Below are 16466 nucleotides of genomic sequence, written 5' to 3' on the forward strand. Positions count from 1 at the left end.
CTATTCGTTTTCATAGCCGCGATGTATGCGTTGGAAAATTAAAGAGGCTCTATTAGTTGATACAATCGCAACTATTATGTTCTTGTGAATATAATACAGTACAGATTGGGGGCGGGCGTGTTATGGGGAAAGGGAATAGCCAGTTTGCATTTAAAATCTTTTTATTGACGAATTGTTTATTTATTATTTATTTGTATGTATCATTTATGTTTGATTTTTACATTACTTTTATTGATTTAGTGCTTTTAATTGGTTTTATTTGGTCCTTTGTTGAAGCGAGAGAAGGGGAACCTGGAATATACCGCAGGATAACCATGTTTGGAAGCGTTTTTATATTAATTGTGTATATGATCTTGATGCATGATACTTGGAAATATGGATTTGCTATGATGTAGGGGCATATGATTCATCGTATGCTCCTACACCTAGAGATACATATTATGAAAGAAAAATCCCCACCTCAAAGGAGATGGAGATTTGCGTGTTAATATTTCGGTCTAAATGTTTGGCAGCATGTTTCAACGCTTGTTGACGCAGAGCTTTCAAGTGTTTCACCTGTTAAGGCCGAGTTTGTATAAGACTCATTTGATTGATTCGTGTTTTGATCATCAGGCTGGACAAAGATTGAATTCGCTTGACAAAAGTTCCCTTGTCCCCAAAATGAACAATTGGACACAGAACAGCGTACCTCTGGCATAAAATCCCCTCCTTATACATTAGTGTGGGATTTTACACAGCTTTCATGTATAGAAGGAGTTTCCTTTTCTTCTTATTTTTTGTTTTCTTTAAACCATTGTTCAAAAGCATCTTTTGGTTGCTCACCTTTAATACGATTTACTTCTTGTCCATCTTTAAAATGAATGATTGTTGGTGTTCCTTCAATTTTATAATCATCCCAAGCTTTTTCATCATTAAAAATATTAATTACTTTCATATCAATATTCATGTCTTTAGCCATTGGAACAACGATAGGTGAGACTTTCTCACAATAGTGACAACCTGTTTGATAGAAGTAAACGGTTTGTTCTTTTTTTTCTTCGTTATTTTTACGGATGTCTGAAGAAGTAGTTTTATTTGTGTAGTAATTTTTTTCTTGTTTTTCTTTACTGCCACTTTCCATTTGTGTGACAGCGGCAATAGCTGCAAATAAGACGATAATGATACCGCCGAAGATAAGCATTTTTTTCATAATTTCAGCCCCCTATTTGTTTTTGATTACAATAAAGCTGCAAATTGCAATCGTGATAAATCCGATAAGTGCTAAAAACGGGATTGTGACGAATCCAAACCAGTTTATGTATTCTCCCGTACAAGGTACACGTCCGCAAGCAGCTCCTGCCTCTGAGAATGCGGGAACTTTTTGAATCGCATAATGATAGAGCGAAATACAGGCACCGATACTTGCAATTGGTAAAGAATATGTAGCAATGTGGTAGTCTTTTTTTACAACTGCAATACCGAGCCATAAAACAAATGGATACATAAAGATGCGTTGATACCAACAAAGTACACAAGGCTCAAATTTCATGATCTCGGAAAAATATAGGCTTCCAAGTGTAGCGATAAACGAAGCTCCCCAAGCGGTAAACAAAGCATATTCTTGTTTTTTCTCACGTTTCATGTTTTTACCTCTCTTATAATAGTTACATACTAAATTATAGTATGAAGAGGACAAGAAAATAAAGAGAAAATATTTTTATCAAGGTAAGTTTTATAAGAAGAAAACTTGGGAATAAAAAAAACAAGGTGTATAAACCTTGTTTTTAAGGGCGATTTACGACTTTTGTGACATTAAAAAAGTTTTGAATAGCTTCTTTATTTGTTTCTTGATTTATTTTTAAGACGGAACCAGCATGTTTGGTAAGAGCCGATTCATATGCTTTATCAATGGGAATTCGCATTGTTTCCATTTTATCAATAGGCTTAGACAAAATACTATTTCCAAGTGTAAATAGCGCTCTTATATTTAAATTCGTTTCTATATATGGAGAGAGTTCGTGTGCCATTATCGGTAAATTTAGTACGCCATCTATAGAGTGAACGTTATCAGTAAGGGTTTGTTTCAATGCCTGGAGTACTTCTTGTTGTCGTTTCACACGGCCAAAGTCACTTTCAGTATCATGGCGAAAACGTGCGTATTTTAGTAAATCTTTCCCGTGAAGAGGTTGTAAACCTGGCTTTACATGCAGCCCCATATCATCGATTATGGTTTGTGTAACATTCACTTTAATTCCTTCAGGTGCAATGGTATCCACAATTTTAACAAATGCTTCAAAATCAATCGTAACGTAATGAGAAACATCGATTCCAAAATTATGTTTAATTGTTTTTCGTAATAATTCAGGGCCGCCATAGTAATAGGCAGCGTTGATTTTATTATATTTTTTATCATAAGAGGGAATTTCTACATAGCTATCTCGCATAATTGAAGCAAGCTTTGCTGTATTTTCTTTTTTATTGTACTGGGCAATCATAATGGTATCAGCACGGGCTTGTTTTTCACCTCGTGAATCACTGCCGATAATTAGGATATTCCATATGTCTTTTTCTTGTTTTGCGCTTTGAAATGATTGAGTGTTATTTGTTTTTTCACAGCCGATAAGCAGTATAAACATGTAGAGAAATAAGTACCAGGATTTATGCAAATGATCACGTCCATCCACTATTATTGATATATGTATTATGAGTAAGGATGTGGAAAATTATTCAAAAAACCGCTATTCTCGGGAAGGAGAATAGCGCTTCATTTACATTTGCACTTGATCTATTTCTTCTATATGTGATTTTTGTGAAGCATGGTCGATATATTGAAATAGAAGCTGAAGTTGTTTATCTACTTCGGATAGTTCTTTTCCATATTGGTAAGCATGTAAAAAATGCTCAATTCGTTTAGAAAATAGATGATCATCAGTTTGTACCATTAGAACAAGCAACTTGTCCCAATTACAACAATACGTGTAATAGAGAGCTTTATCATAGTCGTTATATGTGTGCATTGTGTACCCTCCTTACTGAGGAGTTATATATAGTGTATGACAAGAAGAAGGAAATACACTTGAAAGAATTTGCTATGGAAAATGTTGAGTGAAAAATAAAAAACGAGGAATTTCCTCGTTTTTACGATTTTGGCATTGGAGTAGGTGTTGGCTTTGCGTAGCCTTCTTTATATTTATTATCAATGTATTTTCGAATTTCAAGAGTGGATTTTCCTTTTTTCTTCATAGATGCAGATTCGGTTGCAATTTCTAAACAGTTTACACAGGTCGTTGCGTGAGAATCCCAAACAACTTCTCCATTTTTCTTAATTTCACGAATAAAACAGTTTTTGTTGTTTTTATGCCCCACACTTTCTCCGCATCCACAGTAACAAGGAATCCAGTTTAATAATTCGGCATTTTTCCCTGCAACTGCATAGATCTCTTTCATTTGTGGATCTAGTTTGTCCAAAAATGTTGGTAGTGTGTCAATTCCTTTTGTCGTTTCTTGGATGTCACCTTGCTGAGTATGAGAAGCGTGTTCTTCGCTGTGTTCGGAAGATTCTTTGTGCTCGGAGGATTCTTTCTTTTCGGCTGCACCGCATCCAGAAAGTACAAGACTGCTTATTACGAGTAAAGAGAATAGATATTTTTTCATCTGCATTTCTCCTTTGTTTTCGTGATAGTGAAATTGTACCAAATATTCTGGTGATTTCCTATGTAGAAGTTTTGTTTTGTTTATTTTTCAATCGCCAGCGAATAGAGTGCCATAGAAACAGGAGAGGGATATAAACATATAAAATGTACATACCTGTTTGGGATACAAGCATATTTAATGTGTCGATACTTTCTCGATTTGTAAAAAATAAGGAAGCGATGTATACGACAAAAATAAAAAAAGGTAGTGTGATTTTAAATGGGATACGGAATGAACGCTTCATCGACTGACAAGAGGACCATACTGTTAAACAGAGATTTGGTAAAATGATAATAAACCATACAAAAATAATAATATATTCAAACCGCTGAATAAAGGGAACTTTAATAATTTTTAACATCGTTAACGTAGGCCAAATTGTATGTTTCAATAGTCCTTCACTATAGTACATAAAAGAGATAAGCGCTAAAACTACATAAAGAATGGTTGTAAAAGCAGCACCACCATGTGCCCACCTCTTTAAAGATTTTCCTTTTTCAATCAGTGGATAAAAGAAAAGTAGCGCTTCAAATCCTAGAAATTCTAATGTAGAGTCTTTCGCAGATTTTACAATATCTAAAGGTGAATGAGTGAAAATGGGCAGAATATTACGAACATGTGCATATTCCATTGGGAAAATTAAAAAGAACATTACGAATATAGGTAGTACAACTCCCCAAAAACACATTCCTGTTACAGAACGGAACCCACCTTTTATAATATAGTAAGTGACTAATAAAAATATTAAAGTTAGTTGCCATAATTTAATGGTTGGGAATACCCAAACTTGAATTACTTCGATATATGTACGAAGGACGGTGAGACAAAATAATAAAAAATAAATTGTAAAAAGCAAAGAAAATAAGGAGCCGATCCATTTTCCAAAGCATGTTGTATGAATATTGATTAGGTCGTTATCTTTTTCCAACATTTTTAACATACAAAATAATACAAAGTGAGTTGTAATTCCCGCAAGAATAAGGGAAATCCAAGCGTCATAACCGGCATTTTTTACAATAATGCGTTGATAGCCTAAAATTCCGACTCCGACTTGAAGAGAGTGAATTAAAAAAAACATCAAGTAAGGGGAGACAGTTAGTTCTTTACTATTCGTACCCACCTTATCACCTCACTATTCTCCGATACCAGATTGTACAACGTTAACATCGACGTCAATATTAATATCTATAGATGGATACATTGCTTGAATTTGTTGTATGCTCCATTTTCTTGATCGACTTCTAATTTGGTCGCGTATCCCTAAAGGATCTATTTTTTTATGCTGGAATTGTTGAATCAATTTTTGAGACTGATTTTTAATCTTTTGTTCTACTTGATTTTTGACATATTTTATATTCCCCTTTGTTGTTAAATCAATCCAACTAGGGGCATTTTTTATTAATCCATTTAATTTTAAACGGATTGTTACTTTAGGAATATTACCTGTTTGATCAACGTGATAGACGCTTTTTCCTGATAAATTTTGTGTTACGACAAGACCTTCATGATTATCTTTTTTTATTTGTGCTTCATAACGACCATTTTTAGTCGGATTCAGGAGCAACTTTACTAAAAAAGAGTCTTGTTTATCGGTATACATCACTACTTTGTCTCCTTTTAAAAAAGCAAGACCTTTTACGGAAACCGCGTGATCATCAGCGATTTGAATGTAAGGAAGAAATGGATCGCATACAGATGAATAATAATCATATAAAAAAATATTCAAAGCTGTCCGAGGGATATTTTCATTCCGTATATTTTGTTCAAGTAAGTCAACTAGATACAATGAACCGTTTGGTGCGACATATTTTAGAAGTTCTTCGACTGAACCATCTACAAGTGCTAATTGTACATCTCGCCCAATATTAGGATCACGTTGTAAATTACTGATGATTTCACCAATTCCATATGAACCAATAGGCTTTCCAAATAATATGACACGCATTTGTCCTAAAACAACATTGTGAGGTGATTTTGCATCTAAATGAGAAGCAATCGTTTCAAGGGATCTTGCAGTGGTTGACTGAGTTTTGGGTTTTGTTTTTACGCCAAGCGTGTAGTCAGGATATAAGATAGTACCTTGAATTTTTTTATCTTTTGCTATATCGAATCCAGCTACGTGAATGATTCTTTGCGTATCTACTATGGATGTTTGCGTGCAACCAAATTGGGAGCATAAACCAACAATTACTAATAAAAATAGAACGTTTCTCATGTTTCCTCACCATCACGTTTTTGTTTTGCTTTGTTTGGGTTATAGCGCCAATTTGCTTTTGGTCGCAGAAAAGAAGGGCGCTGGGCCGTCTGACTAAATGGCCAGCGAATGAAACCTTCCGCTGAACCGAAACCACGATATGGATATAAAGGTAATAAATAAGGTGATCCAAGTGATTTTAAATGTAGTAGATGTACCAATATAAAAACAAATCCCACAATAAGACCAAGTCCTCCGAAGGCACCCGCTAAAAGGATGAGTGGGAATCGGAGTAAACGAATGGTAGTAGACATTTTTACAGTTGGTGTCGTGAAAGAAGCAAGTGCAGATAAAGCCACAGCGATTAATAGGATTGTACTTGTTAAAGCTGCCTCAACAGAAGCTTGTCCGATTACAATTCCACCAACAATACCGATTGTTTGCCCAACTTTTGTAGGTAAGCGAGCGCCAGCTTCGCGCAATAATTCAATTGTAATTTCTAAAAAAAGTGCTTCTAGGATTGGAGGAAAGGGTACATTTGCTCTAGAAAAAATAATGGGTCCAAGCAAATCTGCTGGAATCATCTGATAATGAAATGTTAATACAGCTGTATAGATTGCTGAGGAAAATAGAGAAAATATAGCCCCAAAAAAGCGAATCAACCTAAAGAATGTGCCGATCGTCCATGGCAAATAGTAATCCTCTGGTGAAATGAAAAAATCTAATAGTGTTGTCGGTCCAGCTAATGCATAGGGAGAACCATCTGTTAAAATTAATACTTCACCATTGATTAAAGCAAATACAGCTCGATCAACTCTCTCTGTTGGTAAGAGTAGTGGAAAAGGTGAATTGCTATTATCGCTAATAAATTGTTCAATCATTGTTGCGTCGAAGGGGACGTCGAAATCAATATCCTTTAGACGTTGTGTAGCAGTATTAATAAATTGTTCGTTTGTGATTCCTTCTATATAGGCCACTACAATTGTTGTTTTGGATATGGATCCTACAACAACTTCTTTAAAAACTAGTTGCTCTGTTACAATAACACGACGTAATAAATGTAGGTTCGTGTCAATATTCTCCACGAAACCAACTTTTGGACCAATTACGCTATATTCATTTTCTGTATCATTATATAAACGCTTACCAAGAACAGTACTTTCTGCTCGAACTAGAGCATATTGTACTGTTTGTGATATATTTTGTAGTTTAACGAGTACATATCCATCCAATAGCTTTTCACGAATATCGTCAATGGAAGGCGAGATAACAATGTCTTCAATGGGGACGATGTTAGTTAAGTCAGTGATACCTTGAATCTGTTCTAATTGGTCTTTGATAGGTGTTAAAATAAATTGTTTAATTATGACTGCTTCTACGACAGATTTATAATAAAAAAGGCATAGTGTATCGTTTTCTGTAATGTTGTAAGAAACAAAATCAGTAGATTCCTTCATCGTATGAATAAATTCTGGAATGGTACAGCTCGTTTTTTTGTTTTTAGCTATAGGATTTTTTCTTGGTAAGCCAAACATGTTTTTCACTCCTTTCCCTTATATGGAATGCTCTTATTAGTTTTTGGGGAAGACAAAATTTTATGCAGGAAACATAAAAAAGCTGTCCAAAAGTTAGACACTGTGTATCTTTTGAACAGCTTTTTGATATTTGTTTATAAAAGTTAAAGGATAATTTTTATTTTGGAACAGGGGTATAAGTGATTCCTCATATTTCTTGAGAAAGTGCAAGCAGTTGCTCGCGGCCTTTAGAAATATGAGGGTGAAATTGGATTGTTGCATTTTCACGTGTTCTTTTCACATCTTGAATCGCGTGCTGTAATAAGGAATCAAGATGTGAATGAGATGGTTGTAGTTCTTTTGCAATGGCAGTTCCAGCAACAGTTCCTTGTGCCATCGCAACTTTCGCGCTTTCAATTCCTGTAATATTACCAGCAACATATAAGCCAGGAAGCTGTGTAGCCATTTTCTCATTATGAAGTGGAACATGCCCGCCAAGTTCTTCAATGTAATGAAACGGACATCCAGCGACAGCTGCTAATTCTGCTAGTGGATAGAGACCGCCAGCAATACAGACAAAATCAACAGCATGTATTTCTTCTGTTCCAGGAATAATCTCCCCATCTGGCGTGATAGTAGCAATTTTCACAGCTTCTACTTGTTTATCACCAATGATTTCAATAGCAGCCTTTCGCAAATGAAGCGGTGTGTTCCAAATTTTCATTCCACGCTTTGGATAAAATTGAATGGCTAATTTCCGCATCGCAGGATGTTTCATAAAACGGCTCCCAATTTTTAATAAAGGCGAGGGAGCGATATGAGCAACATGAAGTAGAGAGTTCAAAACGTGAAGCGGCTGTGCGCTTTGTTTTGTTACTGTATGCTTAGGTGGTAAAACGACGCTGTCAATTTCTAGCCCAGCAAGCTGTAATTCATGCATAATTGCAAATGATAATATATTTGCTCCAATAATCATTCCTTTATTACCGACTTTGACGCGATGTACATTCGTCATAACTTGTGCAGCTCCAATGGACATAACACCAGGCAAGGTCCAGCCGGGAAGCGGCGTTGGGAACTCAGCTGCTCCTGTTGCAAGAAGAACATGCTTTGTTTGGAAGGTACCGATATTCGTATGAACAGCCCATTCATTTCCGTTTTGTTCTAAATCATGTACGGTTACACCACATTCAATAGGGAGTGCTAAATCCTGCAACTGTTTTTGTAATTTCTTTGTTTCTTCTATACCATTCCACCATGTTCCGTTTGGTTCTTGATGAAGTTGGCCAAGAAGGCGACCACCAGGTTTTATAAATTCGTCAAAAACTCTAACAGATAATCCATATGTTTTGCAGGCGATGGCTGCACATAATCCCGCAGGACCAGCGCCGATAATGATGACATCAATCATTTGTGATCCTCCTTTTTTAAAGGAGTAGGTTGTTGCAAGCCGCTTTGTACAACCATTTGATCTTCAACTACAGTCATGCAGGCACGCACATTTTGCTTGCCATTTATTGTGACGCGGCACTCAAAGCAATGGCCAATATTACAATAAATAGAGCGCGGTGCTCCTGTTTCTTCATGAACACGAAACGTTCGAATGTTATTAGCGAATAGGGAAGCAGCGACTGTTTCGCCAGCTATTCCTTCGCACTTCGTTCCGTTAAATGTAAAAGAGACGGTTTTGCTGTCTGATAAGTTACCGAGAATTGGGTGGTAAATGATACGATTACTCATGATCTATCACCTAACAAGTCAAAGGTAACGGGACGAACTGGTGGTTGATGCTTTAATGGCTGACGGTTTTGCTCCTGTGATGATATAAAACTCTCTAGTGCACATCTGCATGTTCGGCCCCCACAAAATCCCATGCCTGCTCGGGTACGTAGCTTCAATTCTCGTGTAGAACAGTTGTATGTGTTCGCTGTATGAAGTAGCTCTTTGTATGTTACTTCTTCACAGCGACAAATGACAAAATCGTTTGCAATGTTCATGACAAAGCCCCCTTGTTAGATTGGTTGTTTGCTAATTTATATGCAAAATACATGCCAATCTATATATCCATTTTGATTTGCAGGCATATAAGTCGCTGCTATACAAATAAAATGGGCTCTTCACTTATTTCTACTTGGCATGGGGCAGGAAGAGGGACTGACCGCTTCTGTGCATGGCGGGTGCTCTCTTCTCACCCAAAAGGAAAGGTGCTATATTGTTTTTCAATTTGTATTTATAGAGAGAAGGATTAAAACGGGATATGTAATTTTTTCATGCGATTATATAAGGTAGCTCGTGTAATTCCAAGACGTTTCGCACATGCGAGTTTATTGCCACTTTCTAATTCCAGTGCATGCTGAATGATATTCCGTTCATATTTGTTTAAAGAGTCATCAAGTAATTCGCCTTCCGTTATATTTATTCTAAGAGGGGCAGGTGGTTGTTCTTGTTGTATTTTTGGAGAGAAGGGAAGGTCTTCTCGTTTTATGATCCCATCTGTCGCAAACACAACGAGACGTTCAATGGCATTGCGTAGTTCGCGAATGTTTCCAGGCCATTTATGTTCTAGCAATTCATACATAACATCTTGCGGTATACTTTGAATTGGACGATTATATTGAATAGAAAATTCATATAAGAAAGAATGAATTAGCTCCACAATATCTTCTTTTCGTTCGCGAAGTGGGGGTATATCAACGCTTACCACATTTAAACGATAAAATAAATCTTCCCGAAATTTTCCTTTCGCAATTTGTTCTTTTAAGTTTCGATTCGTAGCAGCAATAATATTAAAATCGGCATGCAATTCTTTTACCCCACCTACGCGGTAAAACGTTTTATCCTGCAAAACACGAAGCAGTTTTACTTGCATTTCCATCGGCATTTCACCAATTTCATCTAAAAACAATGTTCCGCCTTTTGCTAACTCAATTTTTCCTTTTTTTCCTTTCTGATCAGCTCCGGAAAAAGCTCCTTTTTCATAGCCAAAAAGTTCACTTTCAAATAATGACTCAGGAATCGCGCCGCAGTTAATAGATACAAATGGTGCTTGGTCACTTTCACGTGCTTCATGAATTGCTTTTGCGAATAACTCTTTCCCAACGCCGCTTTCCCCTAAAATGAGAACAGTTGATTTTGTTGTACATACCTTTTTCGTAATTTCAATTGTTTGTTGCAGTGCGGAGCTGCTTCCTTTAATAGCATGAAAAGGATCAACTGGCGGTGTTAATTTAGCAACTTGTTTTTCTAATTGATGCATTTTTGTAGAAACGGAGAAAAGCTCTTGATTAAGTCGAACTTGGCTCGTAATGTCTGTTTCGGATACAACAGCTCCAATAATTTCATTACGCAAGTAAATGGGATTAGAGTTAATCAGTACAATTAAATCTTCTCTTGGTTGATGTTGGTGTTTATGTAGTGATCGACCTTCTTGTAGAGTTTTTAATATTTCTAGCATATCTTCATGAAAAAATGATGTGATGGGTTTTCCTAAAATGTCTTGTCGTCTTACAGAAAAGATCGCTTCTGCCCCGTTTGTCCATACATTGACGTTCTCGTTCTCGTCAATGACAGTGACGGATGCATCTGTTGTTTTGATAACAGTTTCGAAATAAGCTTGTAAATATTCATAAGAATGAAAGATTGTTTCAGCTAGCATAACAGCTGTAATAAAACCAATTGGTTTATGGGAAGCATTCGTAAAAACAACGGCATGATAGTCTTTAAGTTTCTTTAATATATGTGAAATAGAAGGATAGTAGGAAGTTGTATAACAAGGTTGATATGTACCACAAGCAGTAAGCATGTATAGATCATTGTTTCTTTTGACTAGAACGGTTGTATCTTCATGATTTGTATGATTACTTTGTTGTAACTTTTCTAATGATGAAAAGAAGAGAAAATCTTTATTCATAAGTTGGTCTATAGAAGAGAGCTCGATTGTCATGCTAATGCCTCCTTATTGGATTGACTGTAAGTTTTTTATACACTATTTCATTATTTTTACACATTTTTAAAGGAAATGTAAAATGTTTTGTCGGAAAAGTTCAATAATTTCATGTTGGCTATGTGGTAATAATGAGCATCTCGTTTCTCAGTATGGTAAAGATAAAGGGTGGGATGAGAGAAAAAATCCTTGGGAATTACAGTTGCACGTTAAGTTGGCATTTTAATTGCAAGTAAAAGAAAATGTGAACATGAAAAAGTGATAATCTAGCAAAAAAAATTTGTTAGAAGCTTATCTCGATATTCGGTAGTAGTAAGAGATTATTTCAAAATTTAGAGAGAAGCGTGAGCCATCAGTTCCACTTTATAAATAGAAAAGAGGGAGTTTATGATAAAGCATTGTGATGTTCTTATCATTGGCGGAGGTATTATTGGGAGTGCAATTGCTTATTACGTTTCAAAATGCGGGAGAGAAGTAACGTTATTAGAAAGAGGAGAATTAGCGAGCGGTACATCATCGAGATGTGATGGAAACATTTTGGCAATTGATAAAGATCCCGGGTTTGATAGCCAAATGTCTCTTGAAAGTCAAAAGCTTGTTGATCAACTAGCGAAAGAATTACGTCACTCTTTTGAATACCGAGCACCAGGCAGCATTCTCGTATGTGAAAGTGAAGAAGAGATGATCGCTGCGGAAAAATGGGTAAAGCGGCAAAAAGATGCGGGTTTACCATTTCGGATGTTAGACAGACAAGATATTCGGCAGGAGTCACCGTATTTTGCAGATGATTTACTGGGTGGATTAGAATGCGCAACAGATTCGACTGTTAATCCATATTTATTATCATTTTCTTTGCTTGATGAAGCGAAAAAGCAAGGAACAGATGTGTATCTTCATACAGAAGTAACCAGTATTCAAAAAGATATAATGGGTGCGTTTATTGTTGAAACAAATAAGGGGACATTTACAGCGAATAAAGTCGTAAATGCAGCAGGAGTATGGTCACCTGTTATTGGCGAGATGTTGGATGTGAAAATTCCAATTCAGCCGAGAAAAGGTCATATTATTGTTGCTTCAAGACAAGAGCCAGTGGGAACGAGAAAAGTAATGGAGTTTGGCTATTTAATTAGTAAGTTTGGCGGCACACGTCATGTGGATGAGGAAACAGAAAAATATGGAGTTGCTCTCGTATTTGAACCGACAGAAAGTCAAAATTTCTTAATTGGAAGTAGCAGGCAGTTCGTTGGTTTTCAAACGAAGGTGGATACAAGCGTTATAAAGTGTATTGCAAACCGAGCGATTCGTTTTTATCCGAAGATGGCTGATATGTTACTTATTCGAACATATGCAGGTTTGCGTCCGTGGACGGCAGATCATTTGCCAATCATTTCTCATGTCGAAGAAGTACCAGGATTTTATATTGCCGCCGGTCATGAAGGTGATGGGATTAGTTTGGCGGCCATTACAGGAAAGCTTATTGCAGAAATGATTGAGGGACAAGAGACAACCGTACCGATTGAATCACTAAGCCACAATCGATTTCAAGAAAGGATGGAACGAGTGTGAACGTAAAAAAAGTGTTTACGACAGTTGATACGCATACGGGAGGGAATCCAACAAGGACAGTCATAAATGGCCTTCCAAAGCTAGAAGGGAATACAATGTCAGAAAAGATGTTATTTATGAAAGAAAAGTATGATTGGATTCGTACATTTCTTATGTTTGAACCACGCGGTCATGATGTAATGTCTGGTGCTTTATTAACAGAACCGTGTGACCCAGAAGCTGATGTTGGTGTTATTTATATAGAAACAGGCGGGTACTTACCAATGTGTGGTCACGATACAATTGGCGTTTGTACCGCTTTAATTGAAACCGGTATGGTTGAGGTGGAAGAACCGTATACCTATATTAAATTAGATACACCAGCAGGACTTGTCGCAACAAAAGTGTATGTGGAAAATGGGAAGGCAAAAGAAGTAACATTTTGTAACGTGCCTGCTTTTTTATTAAAGTCTGTAGAAGTACATATCGAAAATATAGGGAATGTACAATGTGATATTGCCTACGGTGGTAATTTTTATGCGATTACAGATGCGAGAAAACTAGGGGTGCAGTTAACGCCAGATAACTCTGCGCAAATTATAGAAACAGCTATTCGGATTCGCGATGCCATTAATGCAGCGGTACCCATTTCACATCCGGAATTTTCTTTTATCGAAGGAGTGACGCACGTTGAATTTTTCTGTGATCCAACGGACGAACATGCGGATGTGAAAAATACAGTGATTGTACCACCGGGAGGGATTGATCGTTCGCCATGTGGTACGGGAACATCAGCCAAACTGGCTACATTGTATGCCTACCGTGAAATTGATCTGGAGGAATTATTTGTACACGAAAGTATTGTCGGTTCGCTATTTAAAGGGAAAATTGTTAGAACAACAAATATAGGGGACATAGAAGCTGTGATTACAGAAATTACTGGATCAGCATGGATTATGGGAATGCACCAGTTTTTATATCATGAGGAAGATATTCTGAAAGATGGATTTATTCTCATTCCACCAATGGAAGGGCATTGATTCTGAGTTAGAGTAGTTATGTTTATATGAGTTAAATAACAAGAGAGATGGAAGACGTTTTTATAAATTGGTAAGGGGAGATTGTATGAAGTTCGTAAAAGCAATTACAACAGTTGATGCACATATAGCTGGAGAGCCACTGCGCCTAATTATGAACGGCGTACCTCTATTAAAGGGACATACTTTACAAGAGAAACAAAAAGAACTAGTTGAAAACTATCAAGCATTTCGAAGAATTATCATGCAAGAACCACGTGGTCATGCAGCAATGAACGGTTGTATGATTGTACCACCTTGTTCAGAAAAAGCAGATTTTGCGGCGTTGTTTATGGATGCAAATGAATTTATTTCTAGTACAGAAGAGTTTGTGATGATAGCTGCTGCTGTTATGGTTGAAATGGGAAATGTGCAAATGAAAAATGATGTAGTAGCGGTGGAAACAATCGATAGAATTTTTCCTGTAAAAATCTGTATAGAAGATGGAGAGATACACTCTGTTTCATTACAGAAAGATTGTCACTACGAACTTCAATATAATGCCTCTCAGTCGGCCATTTCATTTGGACCAAATGAATCTTATGTGATCAGTCATACAAAGCATTTAGGCGTTAAATTAGACATGGATGAATTCATAGAATTAAAGAGCTGGGCACATACGACAAGAACCTCATTATCGTCCGAATGTAGTAGTATTTTAATAGATGCCAAGCAGATTGAGGAGAAACGATTCAAAACGATGGTGCAGAAGAAGAATGGACTTGTAAGCCGTTCTCCATATGTTAGGGCAACATGTGCATGTTTGGCACTTTTTAGAGAGGAAGGTATGTTACAAGAAGGAGAAAGTGTCCAGCATGAAAATATTACAGGCGGAACATATGAAGCAAAACTGATGAAATACACACAAAATGAAATGACGGTACAAATTACAGGGAGGGTCTTTATTACGGGAATGCATCAATTTTTATTAGACCCATCTGATCCGCTAGCGGACGGCTTTATTATTGTAGGTTCATAAAGAAAAGGAAGAGTTGTCTCTTCCTTTTCTTTATGTTTAGTTTGTCTTTTTTTCTTTTACAGACTGCATTAATTTCATCATTTCGGCTCTTACATCTTCTTTCTTCACATTTAATTTTTCGGCGATTTGTTTGACATGCATACCATCTTTTTTCATTTTTAATACATCATTAAACGGCGTATTACTTTTTTGTGCAATGATGGTTAAAACTGCGAGATGATGCAGGTGAATATGGTTATCTTCCATTATTTTCTTCATTTGTTCTGGTGTTGATTTTTGCATTTCAGCTACTTTTTGCAATAAAGCTTCTTTCATTTCTTTACTCATATGATGTTTATGCATTTTCTTTGGATCCACACCGAAATGTTTCGCCGTTTCTTTCCAAGATTTAGTTTGTTTATAGTACGATAAAACATCATTGATATCTTTTTTACTTATTTTCGCAATGTGTGCAGCCTTCCAAATTTCATGTTTTTTATAACCTAGTTTTTCTAAAGATTGTATTTGTTCATCTGAGATTAGTTTGTGATGATGCGCCGTGAATTCTTTTTGTGAGGCCGCAGAAGCAGGGAAGACTGCCATTCCACATAAAAGTCCTGTTGCTAAAATGCTTGCTATTAATTTTCTGTACATACCATTGATTCCTCCTAATTGAATAAAATGGAAAACTGTATCTATAGAGTTTCCCGAAGTTGTGGAGAAGTTGTGAAGAACTTGTGAACATTGCAAGTTTTTTTCGCGATGTAATAAAAAAAATTTTTGTTAGTTTCACAACACAAAACATTGATTAATGGTAGAAAACTGCGTTATAATCGAAATTGAAAATCAATATCAATTATAAGGTGTATACATATAGATGAAAATAAGGGAGAGAAACATATGATCACATATACTTCCATTGCAAATATCATTAAAGAAAGACGATCCATTCGTACATTTACAGATAAAGCAGTAGAAAAAGAATTGTTAATTGAATTATTAAATGACGCAACGTGGGCACCAAACCATCAGCATCGTGAGCCATGGAAATGTAAATTATTTATTGGAGAAGGTCGTAAAACATTAGTAGATGCTGTATTACATTCTTTCACAGAAGAAGAACGAGCAAAAAGAGGTAAAATTTTATCCGATCGTTTTCTAAGTACACCAGCTCAAATCGTTGTATATATGGATGAAGATCCACGTCAAGTGCAACGTGATGAAGACTACGCGGCAGTGTGTGCATTTATGCAGAACTTCCAGTTATTAGCTTGGGAACGTGGACTAGGTTGTGTTTGGAAATCAGGTGGATTGAATTATAATCCTTTATTTATAGAAGGAATTGGATTAACAAAAGGACAACGTATTGTTGGAATCCTTCATATTGGTTATTTCGATAAGAAACCAGAAGGAAAAGAGCGTACGCCGATTACGAAGAAGATGGAAGTTATTGAAGGGTAATAGCTGAAGATGAGAAGCTGGATGCAAATGATTTAAAGTTTGTGTTCAGCTTTTTTGTTTTTTGGAGTTTTTTATATCTTAGTAATCTTATGATGAAGATTAC

19 protein-coding genes are annotated in these 16466 nt (G+C 36.3%); 5 read left to right on the plus strand and 14 right to left on the minus strand.

Annotated elements, in window-relative coordinates:
- The first annotated feature begins 122 nt into the window (after positions 1-122).
- Positions 123-395, plus strand: a complete 273-nt coding sequence (locus BLV40_RS23975) for a hypothetical protein (protein ID WP_026592818.1) — start codon at positions 123-125, stop codon at positions 393-395.
- Between the two features lie 89 nt (positions 396-484).
- Here BLV40_RS23975 and BLV40_RS23980 read toward each other — a convergent pair whose 3' ends face one another.
- The 13 genes from BLV40_RS23980 to BLV40_RS24040 all read right to left on the minus strand — a co-directional run bounded on the left by BLV40_RS23980 (position 485) and on the right by BLV40_RS24040 (position 11323).
- Positions 485-697 (minus strand): DUF1540 domain-containing protein, encoded by a 213-nt coding sequence (locus BLV40_RS23980; RefSeq protein WP_018782370.1) that lies wholly within the window; start codon positions 695-697, stop codon positions 485-487.
- A gap of 72 nt (positions 698-769) precedes the next feature.
- Positions 770-1189 (minus strand): thioredoxin family protein, encoded by a 420-nt coding sequence (locus tag BLV40_RS23985; protein WP_026592817.1) that lies wholly within the window; start codon positions 1187-1189, stop codon positions 770-772.
- Positions 1190-1201: 12 nt separating this feature from the next.
- Positions 1202-1621 (minus strand): disulfide formation protein C, encoded by a 420-nt coding sequence (locus BLV40_RS23990; protein ID WP_026592816.1) that lies wholly within the window; start codon positions 1619-1621, stop codon positions 1202-1204.
- Between the two features lie 142 nt (positions 1622-1763).
- Positions 1764-2615 carry an LCP family protein gene (locus tag BLV40_RS23995; RefSeq protein ID WP_170833699.1) on the minus strand — a complete coding sequence of 284 codons (852 nt, stop codon included), beginning with the start codon at positions 2613-2615 and terminating at the stop codon, positions 1764-1766.
- Between the two features lie 132 nt (positions 2616-2747).
- Positions 2748-2996, minus strand: a complete 249-nt coding sequence (locus tag BLV40_RS24000; RefSeq protein WP_090694542.1) for a YhdB family protein — start codon at positions 2994-2996, stop codon at positions 2748-2750.
- A 121-nt stretch (positions 2997-3117) separates the two neighbouring features.
- Complete coding sequence (locus BLV40_RS24005) at positions 3118-3633, minus strand: PCYCGC motif-containing (lipo)protein (RefSeq protein WP_026592813.1); 516 nt, start codon at positions 3631-3633, stop codon at positions 3118-3120.
- A 58-nt stretch (positions 3634-3691) separates the two neighbouring features.
- Positions 3692-4792, minus strand: a complete 1101-nt coding sequence (locus tag BLV40_RS24010) for a GerAB/ArcD/ProY family transporter (protein ID WP_026592812.1) — start codon at positions 4790-4792, stop codon at positions 3692-3694.
- A 12-nt stretch (positions 4793-4804) separates the two neighbouring features.
- On the minus strand, positions 4805-5887 hold the full coding sequence (locus tag BLV40_RS24015; protein WP_090694546.1) for a Ger(x)C family spore germination protein: 1083 nt from the start codon (positions 5885-5887) through the stop codon (positions 4805-4807).
- Positions 5884-7401 (minus strand): spore germination protein, encoded by a 1518-nt coding sequence (locus BLV40_RS24020; protein ID WP_090694549.1) that lies wholly within the window; start codon positions 7399-7401, stop codon positions 5884-5886. The genes BLV40_RS24015 and BLV40_RS24020 overlap by 4 nt, the downstream gene beginning before the upstream one ends.
- Positions 7402-7588: 187 nt before the next feature.
- Positions 7589-8791, minus strand: a complete 1203-nt coding sequence (locus BLV40_RS24025; RefSeq protein WP_090694556.1) for an NAD(P)/FAD-dependent oxidoreductase — start codon at positions 8789-8791, stop codon at positions 7589-7591.
- Positions 8788-9120, minus strand: a complete 333-nt coding sequence (locus BLV40_RS24030) for a (2Fe-2S)-binding protein (RefSeq protein ID WP_090694560.1) — start codon at positions 9118-9120, stop codon at positions 8788-8790. Before BLV40_RS24030 ends, BLV40_RS24025 begins: the two co-directional genes overlap by 4 nt.
- Entirely contained in the window at positions 9117-9377 is a 261-nt protein-coding gene (locus BLV40_RS24035; RefSeq protein WP_026592807.1) for a (2Fe-2S)-binding protein, read from the minus strand. Before BLV40_RS24035 ends, BLV40_RS24030 begins: the two co-directional genes overlap by 4 nt.
- A gap of 248 nt (positions 9378-9625) precedes the next feature.
- Positions 9626-11323, minus strand: a complete 1698-nt coding sequence (locus BLV40_RS24040; protein WP_090694564.1) for a sigma-54 interaction domain-containing protein — start codon at positions 11321-11323, stop codon at positions 9626-9628.
- 390 nt (positions 11324-11713) lie between these two features.
- Between BLV40_RS24040 and BLV40_RS24045 the strand changes: the two genes are divergently transcribed.
- From BLV40_RS24045 to BLV40_RS24055, 3 genes are all read left to right on the plus strand, one after another.
- On the plus strand, positions 11714-12889 hold the full coding sequence (locus tag BLV40_RS24045; RefSeq protein WP_090694598.1) for an NAD(P)/FAD-dependent oxidoreductase: 1176 nt from the start codon (positions 11714-11716) through the stop codon (positions 12887-12889).
- Positions 12886-13908: a proline racemase family protein gene (locus tag BLV40_RS24050; RefSeq protein ID WP_090694568.1), complete on the plus strand. Its 1023-nt coding sequence runs from the start codon at positions 12886-12888 to the stop codon at positions 13906-13908. The genes BLV40_RS24045 and BLV40_RS24050 overlap by 4 nt, the downstream gene beginning before the upstream one ends.
- A gap of 85 nt (positions 13909-13993) precedes the next feature.
- Entirely contained in the window at positions 13994-14923 is a 930-nt protein-coding gene (locus BLV40_RS24055; protein WP_090694572.1) for a proline racemase family protein, read from the plus strand.
- A 36-nt stretch (positions 14924-14959) separates the two neighbouring features.
- Here BLV40_RS24055 and BLV40_RS24060 read toward each other — a convergent pair whose 3' ends face one another.
- Positions 14960-15556: a hypothetical protein gene (locus BLV40_RS24060; RefSeq protein ID WP_090694574.1), complete on the minus strand. Its 597-nt coding sequence runs from the start codon at positions 15554-15556 to the stop codon at positions 14960-14962.
- Positions 15557-15802: 246 nt separating this feature from the next.
- On the opposite strand from BLV40_RS24060, the gene BLV40_RS24065 reads away from it, so the two are divergent.
- Complete coding sequence (locus tag BLV40_RS24065; protein ID WP_026592801.1) at positions 15803-16363, plus strand: nitroreductase family protein; 561 nt, start codon at positions 15803-15805, stop codon at positions 16361-16363.
- Positions 16364-16466: the final 103 nt, after the last annotated feature.

The organism is Bacillus sp. 166amftsu (assembly GCF_900107445.1).
GTDB lineage: Bacteria > Bacillota > Bacilli > Bacillales > Bacillaceae_G > Bacillus_A > Bacillus_A arachidis.

What these genes read in the sequence shown, in the direction of transcription:
- BLV40_RS23975 (WP_026592818.1), top strand. Translation starts at nt 123, where the DNA reads ATGGGGAAAGGGAATAGCCAGTTTGCATTTAAAATCTTTTTATTGACG.
- BLV40_RS23980 (WP_018782370.1), bottom strand. Translation starts at nt 697, where the DNA reads ATGCCAGAGGTACGCTGTTCTGTGTCCAATTGTTCATTTTGGGGACAA.
- BLV40_RS23985 (WP_026592817.1), bottom strand. Translation starts at nt 1,189, where the DNA reads ATGAAAAAAATGCTTATCTTCGGCGGTATCATTATCGTCTTATTTGCA.
- BLV40_RS23990 (WP_026592816.1), bottom strand. Translation starts at nt 1,621, where the DNA reads ATGAAACGTGAGAAAAAACAAGAATATGCTTTGTTTACCGCTTGGGGA.
- BLV40_RS23995 (WP_170833699.1), bottom strand. Translation starts at nt 2,615, where the DNA reads ATGTTTATACTGCTTATCGGCTGTGAAAAAACAAATAACACTCAATCA.
- BLV40_RS24000 (WP_090694542.1), bottom strand. Translation starts at nt 2,996, where the DNA reads ATGCACACATATAACGACTATGATAAAGCTCTCTATTACACGTATTGT.
- BLV40_RS24005 (WP_026592813.1), bottom strand. Translation starts at nt 3,633, where the DNA reads ATGAAAAAATATCTATTCTCTTTACTCGTAATAAGCAGTCTTGTACTT.
- BLV40_RS24015 (WP_090694546.1), bottom strand. Translation starts at nt 5,887, where the DNA reads ATGAGAAACGTTCTATTTTTATTAGTAATTGTTGGTTTATGCTCCCAA.
- BLV40_RS24020 (WP_090694549.1), bottom strand. Translation starts at nt 7,401, where the DNA reads ATGTTTGGCTTACCAAGAAAAAATCCTATAGCTAAAAACAAAAAAACG.
- BLV40_RS24025 (WP_090694556.1), bottom strand. Translation starts at nt 8,791, where the DNA reads ATGATTGATGTCATCATTATCGGCGCTGGTCCTGCGGGATTATGTGCA.
- BLV40_RS24030 (WP_090694560.1), bottom strand. Translation starts at nt 9,120, where the DNA reads ATGAGTAATCGTATCATTTACCACCCAATTCTCGGTAACTTATCAGAC.
- BLV40_RS24035 (WP_026592807.1), bottom strand. Translation starts at nt 9,377, where the DNA reads ATGAACATTGCAAACGATTTTGTCATTTGTCGCTGTGAAGAAGTAACA.
- BLV40_RS24040 (WP_090694564.1), bottom strand. Translation starts at nt 11,323, where the DNA reads ATGACAATCGAGCTCTCTTCTATAGACCAACTTATGAATAAAGATTTT.
- BLV40_RS24055 (WP_090694572.1), top strand. Translation starts at nt 13,994, where the DNA reads ATGAAGTTCGTAAAAGCAATTACAACAGTTGATGCACATATAGCTGGA.
- BLV40_RS24060 (WP_090694574.1), bottom strand. Translation starts at nt 15,556, where the DNA reads ATGTACAGAAAATTAATAGCAAGCATTTTAGCAACAGGACTTTTATGT.
- BLV40_RS24065 (WP_026592801.1), top strand. Translation starts at nt 15,803, where the DNA reads ATGATCACATATACTTCCATTGCAAATATCATTAAAGAAAGACGATCC.